Annotated in this window: 17 protein-coding genes; 10 read left to right on the forward strand and 7 right to left on the reverse strand. The window is 69.7% G+C overall.

Features of this window, described 5'->3' with window-relative positions; all coding sequences use genetic code 11:
* Window positions 1–8: 8 nt before the first annotated feature.
* The 5 genes from Q9R27_RS01500 to Q9R27_RS01520 all read left to right on the forward strand — a co-directional run bounded on the left by Q9R27_RS01500 (window position 9) and on the right by Q9R27_RS01520 (window position 6,657).
* A complete protein-coding gene (locus Q9R27_RS01500; RefSeq protein WP_311250553.1) occupies window positions 9–1,727 on the forward strand; it encodes an L-aspartate oxidase in 1,719 nt (572 codons plus the stop codon).
* Entirely contained in the window at window positions 1,724–2,638 is a 915-nt protein-coding gene (gene nadC, locus Q9R27_RS01505) for a carboxylating nicotinate-nucleotide diphosphorylase (protein WP_311250554.1), read from the forward strand. Before Q9R27_RS01500 ends, nadC begins: the two co-directional genes overlap by 4 nt.
* A complete protein-coding gene (locus Q9R27_RS01510; RefSeq protein ID WP_311250555.1) occupies window positions 2,635–3,423 on the forward strand; it encodes a type III pantothenate kinase in 789 nt (262 codons plus the stop codon). The genes nadC and Q9R27_RS01510 overlap by 4 nt, the downstream gene beginning before the upstream one ends.
* 75 nt (window positions 3,424–3,498) lie before the next feature.
* On the forward strand, window positions 3,499–3,825 hold the full coding sequence (locus Q9R27_RS01515) for an Lsr2 family protein (RefSeq protein ID WP_311250556.1): 327 nt from the start codon (window positions 3,499–3,501) through the stop codon (window positions 3,823–3,825).
* Window positions 3,826–4,071: 246 nt separating this feature from the next.
* Entirely contained in the window at window positions 4,072–6,657 is a 2,586-nt protein-coding gene (locus tag Q9R27_RS01520) for an ATP-dependent Clp protease ATP-binding subunit (protein WP_311250557.1), read from the forward strand.
* Between the two features lie 215 nt (window positions 6,658–6,872).
* Here the strand turns inward: Q9R27_RS01520 and Q9R27_RS01525 are convergent, their stop codons facing one another.
* Window positions 6,873–7,760, reverse strand: coding sequence for an A/G-specific adenine glycosylase (locus Q9R27_RS01525; RefSeq protein ID WP_311250558.1), 888 nt, complete (start codon window positions 7,758–7,760; stop codon window positions 6,873–6,875).
* Between the two features lie 91 nt (window positions 7,761–7,851).
* On the opposite strand from Q9R27_RS01525, the gene Q9R27_RS01530 reads away from it, so the two are divergent.
* Window positions 7,852–8,601, forward strand: a complete 750-nt coding sequence (locus Q9R27_RS01530; RefSeq protein ID WP_311250559.1) for a hypothetical protein — start codon at window positions 7,852–7,854, stop codon at window positions 8,599–8,601.
* Between the two features lie 195 nt (window positions 8,602–8,796).
* Here Q9R27_RS01530 and disA read toward each other — a convergent pair whose 3' ends face one another.
* The gene (gene disA / locus Q9R27_RS01535; protein ID WP_311250846.1) at window positions 8,797–9,855 is read right to left on the reverse strand and encodes a DNA integrity scanning diadenylate cyclase DisA; all 1,059 of its coding nucleotides are present in this window, start codon (window positions 9,853–9,855) and stop codon (window positions 8,797–8,799) included.
* Between the two features lie 57 nt (window positions 9,856–9,912).
* Window positions 9,913–11,334, reverse strand: a complete 1,422-nt coding sequence (radA, locus tag Q9R27_RS01540) for a DNA repair protein RadA (RefSeq protein WP_311250560.1) — start codon at window positions 11,332–11,334, stop codon at window positions 9,913–9,915.
* 175 nt (window positions 11,335–11,509) lie between these two features.
* On the opposite strand from radA, the gene Q9R27_RS01545 reads away from it, so the two are divergent.
* Window positions 11,510–11,746: an addiction module protein gene (locus tag Q9R27_RS01545; protein WP_311250561.1), complete on the forward strand. Its 237-nt coding sequence runs from the start codon at window positions 11,510–11,512 to the stop codon at window positions 11,744–11,746.
* A complete protein-coding gene (locus Q9R27_RS01550) occupies window positions 11,743–12,060 on the forward strand; it encodes a type II toxin-antitoxin system RelE/ParE family toxin (RefSeq protein ID WP_311250562.1) in 318 nt (105 codons plus the stop codon). Before Q9R27_RS01545 ends, Q9R27_RS01550 begins: the two co-directional genes overlap by 4 nt.
* 57 nt (window positions 12,061–12,117) lie before the next feature.
* On the opposite strand, the gene Q9R27_RS01555 is transcribed toward Q9R27_RS01550, so the two are convergent.
* The 4 genes from Q9R27_RS01555 to Q9R27_RS01570 form a co-directional block, all read right to left on the reverse strand.
* A complete protein-coding gene (locus tag Q9R27_RS01555) occupies window positions 12,118–13,188 on the reverse strand; it encodes a 3-deoxy-7-phosphoheptulonate synthase (protein WP_311250563.1) in 1,071 nt (356 codons plus the stop codon).
* Window positions 13,189–13,394: 206 nt separating this feature from the next.
* Window positions 13,395–14,102, reverse strand: coding sequence for a class I SAM-dependent methyltransferase (locus Q9R27_RS01560; RefSeq protein ID WP_311250564.1), 708 nt, complete (start codon window positions 14,100–14,102; stop codon window positions 13,395–13,397).
* 20 nt (window positions 14,103–14,122) lie between these two features.
* Window positions 14,123–14,761, reverse strand: a complete 639-nt coding sequence (locus Q9R27_RS01565) for a VOC family protein (RefSeq protein ID WP_311250565.1) — start codon at window positions 14,759–14,761, stop codon at window positions 14,123–14,125.
* A gap of 100 nt (window positions 14,762–14,861) precedes the next feature.
* On the reverse strand, window positions 14,862–15,623 hold the full coding sequence (locus Q9R27_RS01570) for a hypothetical protein (RefSeq protein WP_311250566.1): 762 nt from the start codon (window positions 15,621–15,623) through the stop codon (window positions 14,862–14,864).
* Window positions 15,624–15,668: 45 nt separating this feature from the next.
* Between Q9R27_RS01570 and Q9R27_RS01575 the strand changes: the two genes are divergently transcribed.
* Window positions 15,669–16,643: a Ppx/GppA phosphatase family protein gene (locus Q9R27_RS01575; RefSeq protein WP_311250567.1), complete on the forward strand. Its 975-nt coding sequence runs from the start codon at window positions 15,669–15,671 to the stop codon at window positions 16,641–16,643.
* 1 nt (window position 16,644) lies between these two features.
* A complete protein-coding gene (locus Q9R27_RS01580; protein ID WP_311250568.1) occupies window positions 16,645–17,451 on the forward strand; it encodes a sugar phosphate isomerase/epimerase in 807 nt (268 codons plus the stop codon).
* Window positions 17,452–17,488: the final 37 nt, after the last annotated feature.

A 17,488-nucleotide genomic window follows, 5' to 3' on the forward strand; every position in this document is an offset into this window, starting at 1 on the left:
CTCCAGCGATGACCTCCACCGCGCCCCCCGGGTTCCCGGGACGCCTCACCGCACCCGAACCCGGCTGGACCACGCGATCCGACGTGGTCGTCGTGGGCTCCGGCATTGCCGGGCTCACCGCTGCCCTGCGCATCCACGCCGCCCTGCGCGCGCGGCCCGGTGACGACGGATCCACCGTCCTGCTGGTCACCAAGGACGTCCTCAACGCCGGCTCCACCCAGTGGGCCCAGGGCGGGATCGCCGCAGCACTGGGCGAGGGGGACACCCCCGAGCAGCACGAGCGGGACACCCTGGTCGCGGGCGCCGGTGCATGCGACCTGGCGGCGGTGCGGCAACTGGTCACCGAGGGGCCCGAAGCGGTGCGCGAACTGATCGCGCTCGGCACCAACTTCGACCACCACGACGGCGTACTCTCGTTGACCCGGGAAGGCGGCCACCACCGCGACCGGATCGCGCACGCCGGCGGCGACGCGACCGGCGCCGAGATCCAGCGCGCCCTGGTCACCGCAGTCCAGGGCACCGACGGGATCGAGGTGATCCAGCACGCCCTGGCCCTCGACCTGTGCCTGGACGGGGACGGTGCCGTCGCCGGGGTCACCCTGCACGTGATCGGCGAGGGCCAGCGCGACGGCGTCGGCGCGGTCCGGTGCCGGGCCGTGGTCCTGGCCAGCGGCGGCCTCGGCCAGGTCTTCGCCCAGTCCACCAACCCCTCGGTCTCCACCGGCGACGGGATGGCGTTGGCCCTGCGCGCGGGTGCGCGGTTGCGTGACCTGGAATTCGTCCAGTTCCACCCGACGGTGATGTACCTGGGCCCCGACCGCCGCGGCCAGCAACCGCTGATCTCCGAGGCCGTGCGCGGGGAGGGGGCCTTCCTCGTCGACGGACTGCCCGAGGACGGCGGCACCCGCTTCATGCTCGGCCAGCACGAACTGGCCGACCTGGCCCCGCGCGACGTGGTGGCCAAGGCGATCACCCGCCGGATGCACGAGACCGGCCAGGCCCACATGTGGCTCGATGCCCGCCACCTCGGCGCCGACTTCTGGGCCCGCCGCTTCCCGACCATCCTGTCCGTGTGCCGCTCGTACGGCGTCGACCCGGTCACCGAACTGATCCCGGTCGCCCCGGCACACCACTTCGCCTCCGGCGGGATCGTCACCGACCTCGACGGACGCACCGACGTGCCGGGCCTCTACGCCACCGGCGAGGTGGCCTGCTCCGGGGTGCACGGCGCCAACCGGCTCGCCTCCAACTCGCTGCTGGAGGGCCTGGTCTTCTCGCGGCGCATCGCCGAAGTGCTTCCCACCGAGTTGCGCCCGTGGGCCGAGCCGGTGGCGGACCGACGTACGCCGGGACTGGCCGACGCCGCGGTCCGCTCCGGGATGCAGTCCCTGATGACCGACCACGTCGGCGTACTGCGCACCGAGCAGGGCATGGAACTGGCCCTGGCCGCGCTGCCCGGCCTGGGAACCACTGCCGGTGAACTCGGGGTCGAGGCATGGGAAACCACCAACCTGCTCGTCATCGCGGCCGCGCTCACCGAGGCCGCGCTGCGCCGCAAGGAGACCCGCGGGTCGCACTGGCGCGAGGACTACCCCGAGCGCGACGACGTGGCGATGGCCGGCCACTTCGACGCCCGCCTGGTCGACGGCAACCTCGAACTCGCGTTCCATCCCGCACCCAGCACGGACTCCGACACCGTGCCCGCAGCGGCAGGGGCACCGCGATGATGCGGGTCGAGCGGATCGTCGCGCTCGAACTCGACGCGATGCCCGCCGGGCTGGCCGCCGAACTGGGGGAAGCCGGTCTCAGCGCCCGCGCCGTGCACCGTGCCGTCGCCGATGCGCTGGCCGAGGACCTGCCCGAGGCCGACGTCACCAGTTGGGCGACGATCCCGGCCGACCAGGTCGAGACCGCTGACTTCGTGGCCCGCGAGGACGGCACCGTCGCCGGTCTGGGCATCGCCGAACTGGTCTTCCGCTATGTGATGGGCAACGAGATCACGGTGGCGCGTCCCGTGGCGGATGGCACCGCCGTCAGCAAGTGCGACGTGGTGCTCAGCGTCACCGGACCCACAGCCCTGCTGCTCACCGCCGAGCGGACCGCGCTCAATTTCGCCTGCCACCTCTCCGGCGTCGCCACCGGCACGGCAGCCTGGGTGCGGGCGCTGGACGGCACCGGCGCCCGGGTCCGCGACACCCGCAAGACGCTCCCGGGCTGGCGCGACCTGGAGAAGTACGCCGTGCGCTGCGGAGGCGGGGTGAACCACCGCCACTCCCTGTCCGACATGGGCTTGGTCAAGGACAACCACGTGCTTGCTGCCGGCGGCGTGGTGGCGGCGTACGAACTGGTCCGCACCCGCTTCCCGGGCGTCCCGGTGCAGGTGGAGGTGGACTCGCTGGACCAGTTGCGCGAACTCCTGGCAGTCGGCGTGGACCAGATCCTGCTCGACAACATGGACCCGGCGACGTTGCGGGAGGCGGTGGCGATCACCGCCGGCCGGGCCACCCTGGAGGCATCCGGAGGGCTGACCCTGGCCGACGCTGCCGCCGTCGGCGCGACCGGCGTCGACTTCATTGCGGTGGGTGCGTTGACCCACTCGGCCAAGGTCTTCGACATCGGGATGGACCTGCGCCCATGACCCTGCTCGCCGCCGACATCGGCAACAGCCACACCGTGATCGGCCTGGTCACTGACGGAGAGGTCACCGCGCACTGGCGGGTGGCCACCGACGAACGGCGTACGGCGGACGAGTGGGCCGTGCTGGTGCGCGGACTCTTCAGCGCGGTGATCGAGGAGGAGTGGCTCGACGGGATCTCGGTCTGCTCCACGGTGCCCGCGGTGCTGCACGAATGGCGCGAAATGCTGGCCCGGCACTTCTCCGGTGTGCCGGCTGTGGTGGTCGAACCCGGAATTCGCACCGGCGTCCCGGTATTGATGGACAATCCCCGTGAGGTCGGTGCCGACCGGATCATCAATGCCCTGGCCGCGGCCAGCCTCTTTCCCGGGCCGACGATCGTGGTCGATTTCGGCACCGCCACCACCTGTGACGTGATCAGTGCCCGTGGTGAATATGTCGGCGGTGCGATTGCGCCGGGCCTGGAGATATCGCTGGAAGCGCTCGGCCGCCGTGGCGCGCAATTGCGCAAGGTGGAATTGCTCCGACCCCGCAGTGTGATCGCGAAGAACACCGTCGAGGCACTGCAGTCGGGCATGCTCTTCGGCTATGCCTCGATGGTCGACGGCCTTGCCGGGCGGATGATTGCCGAACTGGGGGCGGACCCGGCCGACGTCACCGTGGTGGCCACCGGGCACCTGGCCGAGGCTGTGCTGGAGGAATGCACGGTCTTCACCGACCATTCCCCCTTCCTGACCCTTCTGGGGCTGGGCATGGTTTTCCAGAGGAATTCCGCCCGGTCAAAGTGATTTGACGCCCGGCTTTGGCTTTCCGATAGGGTTTGCTCCGGACAGTGAATTCCGGCAACCGAAAAGGTGTATCTCGTGGCGCAGAGGGTCAACATAATCTTGATCGACGACATTGATGAGTCCGAGGCAAGTGAAACCGTCACCTTCGGCCTTGACGGTGTGAATTACGAGATCGACCTCAATGACGCGCACGCGGCCGAACTGCGCGAGGCGCTGGCCCTCTATGTCGCGCACGGGCGTCGGGTCTCGGGCCGTCGCCGCAGCGGCGGTTCCAGCGGCGCGAGCGCCGGTGGCCCGTCCGCAGCCCAGATCCGCTCCTGGGCCCGGGAGAGCGGGATCGAGGTGCCCGAGCGCGGCCGGATCCCGGCCGAGGTGCGCGAGGCGTACGCCAAGGCCCACTGACGCCGAGTCGTCACAAGTTTGCGCCGACTCGAGGACTCCTGCTCCTCGAGTCGGCGCAAACTTGCATTCCACGCCCGGTCAGCCCGCAAGTTTGTGACGACTCGGTGATTGTGGTGTTCGCTGAGAGCGGATACGCCTCGCGGCGGGAACACGTAGGGTGGAGGCAGACGTTGGAACTGGTGTCCGCGCCCCCAACCCGAGGGCGTCCACGGGACACCGGTACCTGAAGTTTGAGGAGTCCTGCACATGTTCGAGCGGTTCACAGACCGAGCCCGCCGGGTGGTCGTGCTTGCCCAGGAAGAGGCACGCATGCTCTCCCACAACTACATCGGGACCGAGCACATCCTGCTCGGCCTGATCCACGAGGGCGAGGGCGTCGCGGCAAAGGCGCTCGAGTCACTGGACATCTCCCTGGAGGCCGTGCGCGAGCAGGTCGAGGAGATCATCGGCCAGGGCCAGCAGGCGCCCAGTGGCCACATTCCGTTCACCCCCCGCGCCAAGAAGGTGCTCGAGCTCTCCCTGCGCGAGGCGCTGCAGCTGGGCCACTCCTACATCGGCACCGAGCACATCCTGCTCGGCCTGATCCGTGAGGGCGAGGGCGTCGCTGCCCAGGTGCTGCAGAAGCTCGGCGCCGACCTCAACCGGGTCCGCCAGCAGGTCATCCAGCTGCTCTCCGGCTTCCAGGGCAAGGAGAGCTCCACCGCTGGAGCCCCGTCCGGTGGTGGCTCGGAGACCCCGTCCTCCTCGCTGGTCCTCGACCAGTTCGGCCGCAACCTGACCCAGGCCGCCCGCGAGGGCAAGCTGGACCCGGTGATCGGTCGCGAGCAGGAGATCGAGCGGGTCATGCAGATCCTGTCCCGGCGCACCAAGAACAACCCGGTGCTGATCGGTGAGCCCGGGGTCGGCAAGACCACCGTGGTCGAGGGCCTGGCCCAGGACATCGTCAAGGGCAACGTCCCCGAGACGCTCAAGGACAAGCACATCTACACCCTCGATCTGGGTGCACTGGTGGCCGGTTCCCGCTATCGCGGTGACTTCGAGGAGCGCTTGAAGAAGGTGCTCAAGGAGATCCGCACCCGCGGCGACATCGTGCTCTTCATCGACGAGATCCACACCCTGGTGGGCGCCGGTGCTGCCGAGGGCGCCATCGACGCCGCCTCGATCCTGAAGCCGATGCTGGCCCGCGGCGAGCTGCAGACCATCGGTGCCACCACGCTCGACGAATACCGCAAGCACCTGGAGAAGGACGCCGCGCTGGAGCGCCGCTTCCAGCCGATCCAGGTCAACGAGCCGTCGATCGCACACACCATCGAGATGCTCAAGGGCCTGCGCGACCGCTACGAGGCGCACCACCGGGTCACCATCACCGACGAGGCCCTGGTCTCCGCGGCCACCCTGGCCGACCGCTACATCTCCGACCGCTTCCTGCCGGACAAGGCGATCGACCTGATCGACGAGGCCGGCTCCCGGCTGCGGATCCGCCGGATGACCGCGCCGCCGGACCTGCGCGAGTACGACGAGAAGATCGCCGAGGTGCGCCAGCGCAAGGAAGCCGCGATCGACGGGCAGGACTTCGAGGCAGCCGCCTCCCTGCGCGACGAGGAGAAGCAACTGATCCTCAAGAAGGCCGAGCGCGAGAAGCAGTGGCGTGCCGGCGACATGGACGAGGTCGCCGAGGTCGACGAGGAGCTCATTGCCGAGGTCCTCGCCGTTGCCACCGGCATCCCGATCGTGAAGCTCAGCGAGGAGGAGTCCAGCCGTCTGCTCAAGATGGAGGACGAGCTGCACAAGCGCGTCATCGGTCAGGAAGAGGCCGTCAAGGCACTCTCCCGCGCCATCCGGCGTACCCGTGCCGGCCTGAAGGACCCGAAGCGTCCTGGCGGCTCGTTCATCTTCGCCGGCCCGTCCGGGGTCGGGAAGACCTGGCTGTCCAAGACACTGGCCGAGTTCCTCTTCGGTGATGAGGACGCACTGATCCAGCTCGACATGTCCGAGTTCGGTGAGAAGCACACGGCCTCGCGCCTCTTCGGTTCGCCCCCCGGCTACGTGGGTTACGAGGAGGGCGGCCAGCTGACCGAGAAGGTCCGCCGCAAGCCGTTCTCCGTGGTCCTCTTCGACGAGGTCGAGAAGGCGCACCCGGACATCTTCAACTCGCTGCTGCAGATCCTGGAGGAAGGTCGCCTGACCGACTCCCAGGGCCGGGTCGTGGACTTCAAGAACACGGTGATCATCATGACCACCAACCTGGGGTCGCGCGACATCAGCAAGGGCGTCAGCCTCGGGTTCGGCAACGCGTCCGATTCCCAGGGCACCTACGAGCGGATGAAGGGCAAGGTCCAGGAGGAGCTCAAGCAGCACTTCCGCCCCGAGTTCCTCAACCGTGTCGACGAGGTCATCGTCTTCCCGCCGCTCTCCCAGGAGCAGATCGTGGCGATGGTCGACAACATGATCGCCGCCGTCGAGTTGCGGATGAAGGACCGCGACATGTCCCTGGAACTGACCCCGGCCGCCAAGGCCGTGCTCGCCGAGCGCGGGTTCGATCCGGTGCTCGGTGCGCGTCCGCTGCGTCGCACCATCCAGCGTGAGATCGAGGACGTGCTCGCCGAGAAGATGCTCTATGGCGAGGTCGGCCCCGGGCAGATCGTGCTGGTCGACGTGGAGGGCGAGGGTCCGTCCGCGACCTTCACCTTCACCGGCCAGAAGGTCAGCGCGCTGCCGGACTCGCTGCCCCTGGAGACTGCCGATGTCGTCGGTGGCGAGGTGCTCGGTGAGTCCGTCGAGGGTCTTGACGACAGCGACGGCCCCAAGGACCTGCCCCGCGCCGAGGGCTGAGCCACACCACCGAGCCGGCGCGTGTTCGCGACAACCCGTCGTGAGCACGCGCCGGCTCCGCGCATTTCCGGACTCTGCGCACTCCTGGTCCCGTGCATCCCGGGACGCGCGCACCAGACCTCACCAGCATGTCGTCTGCGGGCACCAGGCGACTGCACACGACATCGCAAGCTGGCTGCCCCAGCGGTCGGTTGGCGACGTGCGCTGCGCCCGGCTCAGGGCAGCGCGTACCACTCCTCGTCGCCGGCCGGCACCCGCACCAGCAGCCCGTCGTCGAGCAGGCTGGCCAGCGCACGTTCGCGCTGCACGGGCTCGTCCCAGACGAGGTCGAGGTGCGCCTTCGGCACCGCATGCTCCGCATCGCGGACCACACCGAGCAGCCGGCCACGGACCTGCCGGTCGGTGCCGGCATAGCCCTGCACCTTGCGCGGAGGGCCGTCGTATGCCGGCTTCCCGGCAGCGAGCCAGGCGCACTGCGCGCTGATCGGACAGGCCGGGCAGCGCGGATCCTTCGCAGTGCAGACCAGGGCACCGAGTTCCATCACGGCCACCGCCCATGTGGCAGCGGTTGCCGCGTCGTCGGGCAACAGGGAGGTGGCCAGGTCACGCTCGGCCCGGGTCACCGAGTTCGCCGGGAACTCCACGCCGCCCACGGCGCGGGCGAAGACTCGGCGTACGTTCGTGTCGAGGACGACATGGCGCTGGCCGAACGCGAACGAGGCGATCGCGGCTGCCGTGTAGTCACCGACGCCCGGCAGGTCCAGCAGTGCTGCGTGATCGGTCGGTACGTCGCCGCCGTGGCGCTCGCAGATCGCAGTGGCCGCACCGTGCAGGCGCAGGGCGCGGCGCGGATAGCCCAGTCGTCCCCAGGCGCGCACTGCCTCGCCGGGTTCCTCGGCTGCCAGGGCGGCCGGGGTGGGCCACCGCTCCAGCCACGCCTCGTGGACCGGCAGCACGCGCGCCACCGGCGTCTGCTGCAGCATGAACTCGCTGACCATCACCGACCAGGCGCTCGCCTCGGTACGTCGCCACGGCAGGTCGCGGGCATGCTCGTCGTACCAGGCCAGGATTGGCTGGTGCAGGGAATCGGGCGAGGACGGCACCCGGGCATCCTAGGCACGGTGCCGGGCGACGTGGCCAGTGAGGCGTGTGTTGCTGCCGGGATCGGGGGCGCGGTCTCGATAGCGTGGTGCCATGTCCACTGTCGTGCGCCCGCAGGGTCGGCTCCCTGCCCGCGTCTACTGGACGCGGCGCGCCCTCGTGTTGGTCACCGCGCTGCTGCTCGTGGTCGGTTTCGCCCGCCTGTTCTCCAGTGGCAGCGACGGCGATGGGCCCAAGGCAACGGCAGAGATCGTTGCCGGCCAGGCGAGCCAGGACGCCTCGGCTGCTCCCTCGAACGACCCCAGCGCCTCCGCTGGCGACCCGAGCCCGAAGGCAAAGCAGTCGAGCGCCGCTCCCTCCGCCTCGCCCACCGAGAAGCCACTGGCGCAGCCGTCCGGGCCCTGCCGTCCCGCCGACATCACGGTGAAGCCGACGGTGAAGCGCCAGTACGCCGACGGCAAGATCGAGATCCCGTTCGAGATCACCGGCAAGGCAGCAGCCTGCACCTGGCAGGTCTCCAACAAGTCGATGGTCATCCGGATCACCTCCGGCAAGGACTCCATCTGGTCGAGCCAGGAGTGCGCCAAGATCGCCAGCCAGGACGTCGTGGTCCGCTCCGAGGCGCCGGTCGAGATCGTCTTCGTCTGGAACGGTCGCCGCTCGGACGACAACTGCAGCCGCACCGCCAAGTGGGCACTGCCCGGCTACTACCACGTGACCGCGGCCGCGCTCGGCGGTGAGCCGTCGGATCGACAGTTCGAACTGCTGGCCCCGAAGCCGAAGAAGGTCTACGAGACCGAGACGCCGAAGCCGGACGAGAAGGCTTCTGGCCAGGCTGGCTGAGGCCCGCCTCCGCCTCACTCCTCGCTCAGACGGTGCCCTTGACGTCTGGGGCTGCGGGGCTCGGTTCCATCGGACCTCCTCCGTCGGCCCGCTTCCGCCTCACTCCTCGCTCAGACGGTGCGTTTGTCGTCTGGGGCTGCGGGGCTCGGTTCCATCGGACCTCCTCCGTCGGCCCGCTTCCGCCTCACTCCTCGCTCAGACGTAGCGCTCGAGGATGCTCGATTCGGCGAGCCGGGAGAGTCCTTCACGCACGCTCTTGGCGCGGAGTTCCCCGACGCCGTCGACGGCCTGGAGGTCATCGATGCCGGCCGAGAGCAACTTCTGCAGGGTGCCGAAGTGGTCAACCAGGCGATCCACCACGGGCGCCGGCAACCGGGGTACCTTGGCCAGCAGGCGATAGCCACGAGGCGCCACGGCACCGTCGAGGTGTTCGGCCGTTCCCAGGCCCAGTGCCTTGGCGACCGAGGCGGGATCGACCAGGTCGGTGGGGGAGAGCTGCTCCAGGCGCTCCAGCAGTTCGGCCGGCTTCTTCGCCCGCCGCCCGGTCGGCAGGTAGTCGCGGATCACCAGCTCACGCTCGGTGTCGACCCCGGTGACCAGCTCCTCCAGCTGCAGGGAGAGCAGGCGACCATCCGTGCCCAGCTCGAGCACGTAATCCTCGATCTCCCGGGCGATCCGGGTGACCATCTCCAGCCGCTGGGCCACCACGGTCACGTCGCGCACGGTGACCAGGTCCTCGATCTCCAGCGCGGAGAGCGTGCTGGAGACCTCGTCGAGGCGGAGCTTGTAGCGCTCCAGCGTGGCCAGTGCCTGGTTGGCGCGCGAGAGGATCTGGGCCGAGTCCTCGAGCACGTGCCGGGTCTCCCCGACGTAGGCCGCGATGATCTGCATCGACTGGGAGACCGAGATCACCGGGAACCCGGTCTGGCGCGCCACCCGGTCCGCGGTGCGGTGCCGGGTGCCGGTCTCCTCCGAGGGGATCGTGTGGTCGGGCATCAGGTGGACCGCGGCCCGGTGGATCCGCGACACCTCGGCGTCGAGGATGATCGCCCCGTCCATCTTGGCCAGTTCGCGCAGGCCGGTGGCGGTGAACGGCACGTCCATCACGAAGCCGCCGGTGGAGATCGAATCGACCACCTTGTCGTGGCCCAGCACGATCAGGGCCCCGGTGCGACCCCGCAGGATGCGCTCCAGCCCGTCACGCAGCGCGGTGCCCGGTGCGATCGACGCCAGGGTCGCCCGCAGGCGCAGCATGTCGTCGGACCGTTCGATGTTGGCCACTTCTCCCCGATCTCCCTGGAACAGTGCCGCTCAGTCTAGGGGGCGCGGATGGGGATCGGCAGGACCGGTGAAGCCGAGCATGCTGACCGCCACCCCGATCGATGGCACCTCGATCACCTCCATCCCGTCGACCATCCGCTTGGCCGGCCCCGCCTGGCGCGAACCACGCTCACTCCGGTCGCTGGGCACCATGGCATAGGAGAAGCCCAGGCGGGCTGCTTCGGCCAGGCGCTGCGGCAGGTCACGGACCCGGCGCAGCTCGCCGGCAAGCCCCAGTTCACCCATCGCGACCATGCCGGACGGGGTGGGGCGGGAGTGGAGCGCGGAGGCGATGCTGATCGCCACCGCCAGGTCGGAGGCCGGTTCGTTGAGCCGGGCGCCACCCACGGTGGAGACGAAGACATCGCGCTGGTGGGTGCGGATCGCGGCATGCTGCTGCAGCACGGCCAGCACCATCGCCACCCGCGCGTTGTCCAGCCCCGAGGTGGCCCGGCGCGGCTTCTCCGCCATCGACATGGTGACCAGGGACTGCACCTCGGCCAGCATCGGCCGACGTCCCTCCATGGTCACCGCGACGCAGGTGCCGGGGACCTGCTGCAGGTGGTTCTCCACGAAGAGGCCGGTCGGGTCGGTGACCGCGGTGATGCCGTCGGCGCCGAGGTCGAAGCAGCCGACCTCGTCCACGGGACCGAACCGGTTCTTCATCGCGCGCAGCATCCGGAACCGCGAGTTGCGGTCACCCTCGAAGTGGAGCACCACGTCGACCACGTGCTCGAGCACCCGCGGCCCGGCGATCGAGCCGTCCTTGGTGACGTGGCCGACCAGGACGGTGGCGATGTTGCGGGTCTTGGCCACCCGGATCAGTGCGGCGGCGACCTCCTTGACCTGGCTGACCCCGCCCGGTACGCCGTCGACGTCGGAGGCGCTGATCGTCTGCACCGAGTCGATCACCAGCAACTCGGGCCGGACCTCCTCGATGTGGGTGAGCAGCGCGCCGAGGTCCGTCTCGGCGGCGAGGTAGAGCTCGTCGTGCACCGCGTGGGTGCGGTCGGCCCGCAGCCGCACCTGGGAGGCGGATTCTTCGCCGGTGATGTAGAGGGTGCGCCGCTTGGTCCGTGCCGTCTGCGCGGCCACCTCGAGCAGCAGCGTGGACTTGCCGACTCCGGGTTCGCCGGCGAGCAGGATGGCGGCACCGGGCACCAGGCCGCCGCCGAGCACCCGGTCCAGTTCGGGTACGCCGGTGGTGCGGCTGGCCGACTCGTCGACCGAGACCTGGCCGATCGGGACCGCGGCCGAGGTGACCGGCCCGGCCTTGGTGGCCCGGCTCGGCGTCGTACCGACCTCGACCACCGCACCCCAGGCCTGGCACTCGCCGCAGCGGCCCACCCACTTCGCGGTCTCCCAGCCACATTCGCTGCACCGGAACGTGGTGCGCTGCCTCTTCGAACTCATGACGACCAAACTAGGGCAGCCCTCCGACAGTTGGATGAGGTCCTCATCCGAGACCATCGCCGCACACTTCTGATCTTGCTGATGTGGGCCTCGCCGCTGACGTCCAGAAACACCATCCGCGCGCTCATTCGCGCGCCCGCGCTTCCTGTCGATGGTTCGACGTACACTTGGACGCATGGCTCCAGAGACCGCAACGTTGATCCGGGACGCGCTCGCGCTTGATGCCGATCAGCGCGCGGTCGTCGCCAATGCGCTGCTCGGAAGCCTTGAGGATGCAAGCGGCACGGGCGAGGTCGACATGGCTTGGCGAGCCGAGGCCGCTCGCAGGCTCGGTGAGGTACGTGACGGCGCAGTCGACCTGATCGATGCCGATGAGCACTACGACCGGTTGCGTGCCTCCTTCACAGCATGACCTTGGCCCAGCGCGAACATCCTGAGGCCGCCGCCGAGTTCGACGCAGCCGTGCGCTGGTATGAGGAACAGGAACCGGGGATCGGGCTCCGACTCATCGATCGTGCGCAGCAAGCACGCCAGGACATCACGTACTGGCCCAGCGCCGCTCCACCTTTCCTCGTCTCCGACGATGGAACCGTGATCCGCTGCAAGGCTGTTCGCGGATATCCCTACCGGATCGTGTACGTCGTTGAGGCAGAGGCGATCCTGATCCTCGCCTATGCGCATCAACTCCGCGAACCCGGTTACTGGCTTCACCGTCGGCCAGACTGAGCACATCCCTGGGACAACGGCGTCGGCGGACGCCCCGTGGTGAGCGAACGCTTCGCCTCACGCCCCGGCGAGCACCTCCAGCGCTTCGACGGTGGCGTCCCAACCCATGCAGGCGTCGGTGATCGACTGGCCGCGGACCAGGCCCGCGGCGCCGCGCGCCGGGTCGTGCGGCTGGTTGCCTGGCACCAGGAAGCTCTCCAGCATCACGCCGGCAATCTGGGAATTCGGGTCGGCTGCACTGATCTGCTCGGCGATCTCGACCACGACCTCCGACTGGCGCAGGTGCGACTTGCCCGAGTTGGCATGGCTGGCGTCGACGACCACCCGCGGGTTCACCCCGGCGGAGGTGAGCCGCTGCCGGGCCTCGGCGATGTGGGCAGGGGAGTAGTTCGGGCCGTCCGAGCCGCCGCGGAGCACCAGGTGGGTGTCCGGGTTGCCTTCGGTGCTGACCAGGGCTGCGCGCCCGTCGGAGTCGATGCCCAGGAAAGCCTGCGCCGCCGAGGCGGCACGGCACGCGTCGAGCGCGACCTGCAGGTCGCCGTTGGTGGCGTTCTTGAAGCCGATCGGCATGGAGAGCCCGGAGACCATCTGCCGGTGGATCTGGCTCTCGGTGGTCCGGGCCCCGATCGCACCCCAACTGACCAGGTCGGCGACGTATTGCGGACTGATCGGCTCGAGGAACTCGGTGGCCGTGGGCAGGCCCAGGTCGGTCACGTCGGCCAGGAACGTGCGCGCCACCCGCAGCCCCTCGGCGATGTCGTGGGAGCCGTTGAGGTGCGGGTCGTTGATCAGGCCCTTCCAGCCGATCGTGGTCCGCGGCTTCTCGAAGTAGGTCCGCATCACCACCAGCAGCCGGTCGTTGTGGCGCTTGGCCTCCTCGGCCAGCCGTGCTGCGTACTCCAGTGCGGCGTCAGGGTCGTGGATCGAGCAGGGCCCGACCACGACGAGCAGCCGGTCGTCGAACCCGTCCAGGATGGCGCGCACCTCGTCGCGGGCCCGGGCCACGGTGGTGGCGCGCTCGGGCGTGAGCGGCGTGGTGGCGACCAGGTCCGCCGGTGAGGGCAGCGGGTCGAAGGCGCGGACCCGCAGGTCGGTGGTGCGCTGCCCGGCTGGTGTGGTGGTGGTCATTGCTCTTCCTCTCTCGGCGGACCCCTTCGGCGAACCCGCCCTGAAATGGCGAAAGGACGGAGATCTCTCTCCGCCCTCGTGGCTCTGAAGGTGTTGGTGCGTGCCTACGTCGACGCGGGCCCCTCCAGAGCCAACGCAAAATAAGCAAACCAACGAGTCATGCCGATCACTCTACGACACCGGGACAAGCACGGACTGGGCGAGTCTCAGAAGTGGCGGAACCACAGGTTCACCGCGTAGTCGACCGAGGTGCCCAGGTGGCCGGCGATGATCCGCTCGGCTGTGGTCGGGTTGAACTCGATCCGCACGACGGCCTCGAAGTCCTCCCGGTTGGCGAACTCCCAGGCGATGTCGAGGCGGTGGCGCTGCCACCCGTGGCGCGACCAGAACCGCTCCACCACGTCCGGGTCGATGCCCGGATATCCCTCGCGGAACCAGCCGCCGAAGGTGGAGCGGGTGGGGTCGTTGTCGATCACGAAGGCGGTCCCGCCACGGCGTACGACGCGGTCCAGTTCGCGCAGGCCGGGCTCGCAGCCGGGGCCGAAGAAATAAGCCCACCGCGCCTGTACGACGTCCACCGAGGCATCCGGCAGCGGCAGGTCCTGGGCGGCTCCCTGCAACACGGTGACCCCCGGCAACGCCCGGGTACGCCGGGTGGCCAGACGGACCAGGTCGGGGTGCGGTTCGACGCCGATCACCCGGGCGGCACCGCCGTCTCCGTCGCGACCGGCCCAGCGCGGCAGGTGGAAGCCGGTGCCGCAACCAAGGTCGAGCAGCGTCCGCCCCGACCAGTCGGCGACACCACGCATCGTGGTCTCGATCAGTTGCCCGCGGTCCACAGCATGGTTCTCGACCTCATAGGTCGCCGTGTGCTTCCAGATGTTGGGGCTGGGGATCGCGCCCCTGCTGACCACCGTCGCGCCCGGCACCGGGGTCAGAGCCGGACGAGCCCATTCGGGGTCTGGAACTGGGCGGCGATGATGCCGGGCGTGCCGTGCGGGGCGACCCACTCCACCTTCACGTCCTCCAGCGGCGCCTCGACGGTCTCGCCGAGCCACTCGCTGACCCGGTGCGGGTCACCGGCGATCTCCAGGCACTCCAGGGAGAACTCGCCGCTGGCGCCGGCGCTGGGGTGGTCCTCGCGCCCGGAGAGCCACTGCACGAAGAACGGCAACTGCGGGTCGGCGATCAGGCCGTTGACCCCGATCTGCTTCCAGCGCAGTTCGCGGCCATCAGGAACATGGCGGCTGCCGTCCACGGCCATCCGGCCCAGGCGCGCCTCGACCGCAGCCAGGTCGTCGACCTCGACGACCCAGCCGAGCCAGCCACCGCCGAGCGCGGAGCGGGCCCGGACGGCCTGGCCGAACGGAGCCTTGTCGGAGGCGGGGTGGTCGAGCACCTCGACGACCTCGAGGTACATGTCGTCGGCCAGGGCCATGGTGCGGTTGCGCGTGCCGAAGCGCGGGTGGATGCCCCCGTCGACGAACTCACCCCCGAGCAGTTCACCGAGTCGCTGGGCGGTGGCGGCGAGGCCGTCGGGTCCGGCTGCATACGAGACATGGTCCAGGCGCATGCCAAGCATTGTGGTCCGACGAAGTTCGGGCCCGGACAGCGGGGGTCGGGTCTCTTGACGTCGAGAAGTTCCGGGCTGCGGACAGCAGTCCAGCCTGCGGTCAGCGGGGGTCCGCAGGGTGGATGGCGAGTGCGGAACGCGAGCGCAGGTGGGCCTCGCAATGCTCCGCCAGCGCGTCGTACCCGGCCTTGCCCATCAGCTCGGTCAGCTCGGCGGCGTTGGTCTCGTAGAACGGCACCATCGCCACGTGCGCCTCGGTGTTGCCGGTGCAATACCAGTCCAGGTCGTGGCCGCCGGGACCCCAGCCACGGCGGTCGTACTCGCTGATGCTGACCTCGGTGTACGTCGTACCGTCGGGCCGCTCCACCTCGCGGAAGGTACGCCGGATGGGCAGCTGCCAGCACACGTCCGGCTTGGTCTCCAGCGGGTTGCGTCCCTGCTGCAGAGCCAGCAGGTGCAGCGCGCAGCCGGCGCCGGCCGCGAAGTCGGTCCGGTTGGCGAAGACGCAGGAACTCTGCCCGTCCACCTCGACGGCCAGCGTCTTCCGCTCGCCGTCCTCGTCGACGTCGACCCAGTCCTTCTTCTTGGTCGCACGACCCGGGTGCAGTTGCCAGGTCTCCTCGTCGAGTTGGGCGACGAAGCCGGCCACCCGCTCCTCGTCGTCGGCGTCGGCGAAGTGCGCGCCCAAGGTGCAGCAGCCGACGTCGGGGGAGTCGCGGTAGATGCCGGAGCACCCGCCCCCGAAGATGCAGGTGTAGTTGGAGGTCAGCCAGGTCAGGTCGCAACGGAAGACCTGGTCCGCGTCGGCGGGGTCGGGGAACTCGACCCAGGCGCGGGGGAAATCGAGGGAGACTTCGGGCACCGGACAACCCTACGTCGCGCCCGCTCATGGCCTAACGTGGAACCCATGCGACTGGGAGTCCTCGACATCGGTTCCAACACCGGACACCTCCTGGTCGTCGATGCCCACGGCGGCGCCGCACCCTCCCCGGCGTACTCCTACAAGGAGCCGCTCCGGCTGGCCGAGCACCTCGACGCCGACGGCGCGGTGGGCCAGGACGGCATCGATGCCCTGGCCGCGTTCTGCCGAACCGCGATCCGACAGGCCGTGGACAAGGGGTGTGAGGAGACGCTCGCCTTCGCCACCTCCGCGGTCCGCGACGCGATCAACACCGACGCCGTGCTGGACCAGGTCCGCGTCGCCACCGGCGTCGACATCGAGGTGCTGCCCGGCGAGGACGAGGCCCGGTTGACCTTCCTCGCCGTACGCCGATGGTTCGGCTGGTCGGCCGGACGGCTGGCGGTCTTCGACATCGGCGGCGGATCGCTCGAGATCGCGGGCGGGCCCAACGAGGCGCCGGACGTGGCGTGGTCGCTGCCGCTGGGTGCCGCCCGGTTGGCGCGGGACTGGTTCGCCGGGGGCGCCCCGGACGAGGACCGGGTGCGTGAGTTGCGACGTTCGATCCGCACCGACATCGCCCGCGACGCCGGCAACCTGCTCCGGGCCGGTGCCCCCGACCGTGCAGCGGCGACGTCGAAGACCTTCCGCTCCCTGGCCCGGATCTGCGGCGCCGCACCGTCGGCCGACGGACCGCTGGTGCCGCGCCAACTCACCCTCGAGGCGCTGGGGCAGTGGCTGCCGAAGCTGATGGCGATGGACCCGGACGAACTCGGCTGCCTGCCCGGCGTCTCCACCAGCCGCACCCACCAGATCGTCCCCGGCGCACTGGTCGCCGAGGCGGTGATGGACATCTTCGAACTGCCCGCGCTGGAGATCTGCCCCTGGGCGCTGCGCGAGGGCGTGATCCTGGAACGGTTCGACCAGATCAGCATCCTGGACGGCATCGTCCCGGGACCGCCAGCCGGTGAAGGGGAACGCTGAGGTGGCTGCCCTGGTCGGCCTCTCCACGGCTTCGGTCTATCCGGAGTCGACCGCACATGCCTTCGGCTATGCCGCATCGCTGGGGTACGACGCCGTCGAGGTGATGGTCGGCATCGATGCGCTGAGCCAGCAGGTCGCTGCGGTGAAGCAGTTGAGCGTGCACCACGAGATTCCGATCTGCGCGATCCATGCGCCGTGCCTGCTGATCACCCAGCGGGTCTGGGGAACGGACCCCTGGGAGAAGTTGCGCCGCTCCGCCGAGATGGCGCACGAGGTCGGTGCCGACGTGGTCGTCGTACATCCGCCGTTCCGTTGGCAGAAGGAGTACGCACGCGACTTCGTCGCCGGCATCGCCGATCTCGAGGCGGAGACCGGGATCGCCTTCGCCGTGGAGAACATGTATCCGTGGCGGGCCAGCAAGAAGCGCGGGCTGGAGGTCTACCTGCCGGGCTGGGACCCGTCGGAGGAGACCTATGCCAACACCACCATCGACCTCTCCCACGCCGCCACCGCACAATCGGACCCGGTCGCGATGGCCAAGCGCCTAAGGGACCGGCTGCGCCACCTGCACCTGACCGACGGGATGGGCTCGGCCAAGGACGAGCACCTGGTCCCCGGGCGCGGCAACCAGCCGGTCGCGGAACTGCTGCACCACCTGGCCGACACCGGCTTCGCCGGCCACATCGTCCTGGAGATCAACACCCGCCGCTCCGGCTCCACGCAGGCACGCACCGACGACCTGGCCGCGTCGCTGGAGTTCGCGCGGCGCCACTTCGTCCCGGCCGAACAGCGCAACGACCGGGAGTAATGTGACGGCGCTCACGTGAACAGCCCGCGAACCGGCC

The organism is Nocardioides sp. AE5, assembly GCF_031844485.1.
Taxonomy (GTDB): Bacteria; Actinomycetota; Actinomycetes; order Propionibacteriales; family Nocardioidaceae; genus Nocardioides.